The organism is Pseudolactococcus hodotermopsidis, assembly GCF_011170085.1.
GTDB lineage: Bacteria > Bacillota > Bacilli > Lactobacillales > Streptococcaceae > Pseudolactococcus > Pseudolactococcus hodotermopsidis.
Map to the genome: position 1 here is coordinate 1 of NZ_BLLI01000133.1, position 1,144 is coordinate 1,144.

At 36.0% G+C, this 1,144-nt stretch carries 1 protein-coding gene; it reads left to right on the top strand.

Going from position 1 to position 1,144, the window contains the following annotated elements; all coding sequences use genetic code 11:
- Nucleotides 1-34 precede the first annotated feature (34 nt).
- Entirely contained in the window at nucleotides 35-1,135 is a 1,101-nt protein-coding gene (locus tag Hs30E_RS10995) for an ISAs1 family transposase (protein ID WP_172209968.1), read from the top strand.
- Nucleotides 1,136-1,144 lie beyond the last annotated feature (9 nt).

The following is a 1,144-nucleotide window of genomic DNA, read 5'->3' on the forward strand; positions in this document are numbered from 1 at the left end:
AAAAATCTGTTAAACTTTCGTTATGGAGCTGAAAATGACAATTAAAGAAAAATTTACGGTTATTGAAGATTTACGAGACCAAAGTTATGTTGCTTATCCTCTTTGCGATGTGCTAATCATTGTTATGTGTGGGGTTTTATGCGGTTTAGACCAACTTTGTGACATTGTAACTTATGCCGAAAATAAGGCTGTCTTTCTTAAAAAGACTTTTAATATTGAAAAGATTCCTTCAAAAGCCACTTTTTCTCGTATTTTGAACATGGTTGATAGCGAAAAGATAGGAGAGGTTATTTTTGAAATAATGCGTGAAAATTTTGAAGCAATCGGTGATATTATTGCAGTTGATGGCAAAGCGATTCGCAGTACTTCTCAAAAAGGTAAGCCGCATTCTGCTTTGCAAATTCTCAGTGCTTATTTGACAGAAAGTGGGATAACGCTTGGTCAGAGGTCAATTCATGAAAAAACGAATGAAATTCCTGTTTTTCAGGAGATGCTAGAGATGCTTGATGTTAAAGGAAAAACAATCACTGCCGATGCCTTGCATTGTCAAAAAAAGACTTGCGAGAAGATTATCCAAAAAGGTGGCGATTATGTGTTTGGTTTGAAGGAAAATCAAGGGAATCTTTATGATGATGTGAAGTTATTTATTGAGAGTGAGAATTGTCAAGAAGATATTGAAACGTTTTCAACATTGGAAAAAAGTCATGGTCGGTTTGAAAAACGTGAGTGCTATCTTGTTAAGGACATCACATGGTTGGTTGAAGGTGAAAAATGGGCAGGAATCACCTGTGTTTTTGCGGTGAAAAGGACGATTGAGACGAAACATAAAACGACGCAGGAAACGTGTTTTTACATTTCTAGCCTTGAGACATCTCCAGAGAATTTATTGACAATTGTTCGTGAGCATTGGAAGATAGAGAGTTTACATTGGATGCTTGATGTTGTTTTTTCTGAAGATGCGTGTCAGCTCAAGTCGGACAATGCACAGAAAGTTTTAGATGTGTTTAGAAAACTTGGGATTCTGGCACACCGCACTTATTTGAAAAAGAAAAACAAGAAGAAAAGTGTGAAACAAAATCTTTTACAGTGCTTGTTAAATGAGCGTGTTTTGTGTGCTGTTATTGGAAATTTGTGATGTTGTTTG

Coding starts and splice junctions, on each gene's coding strand:
- Hs30E_RS10995 (WP_172209968.1), top strand. CDS start 35: ATGACAATTAAAGAAAAATTTACGGTTATTGAAGATTTACGAGACCAA.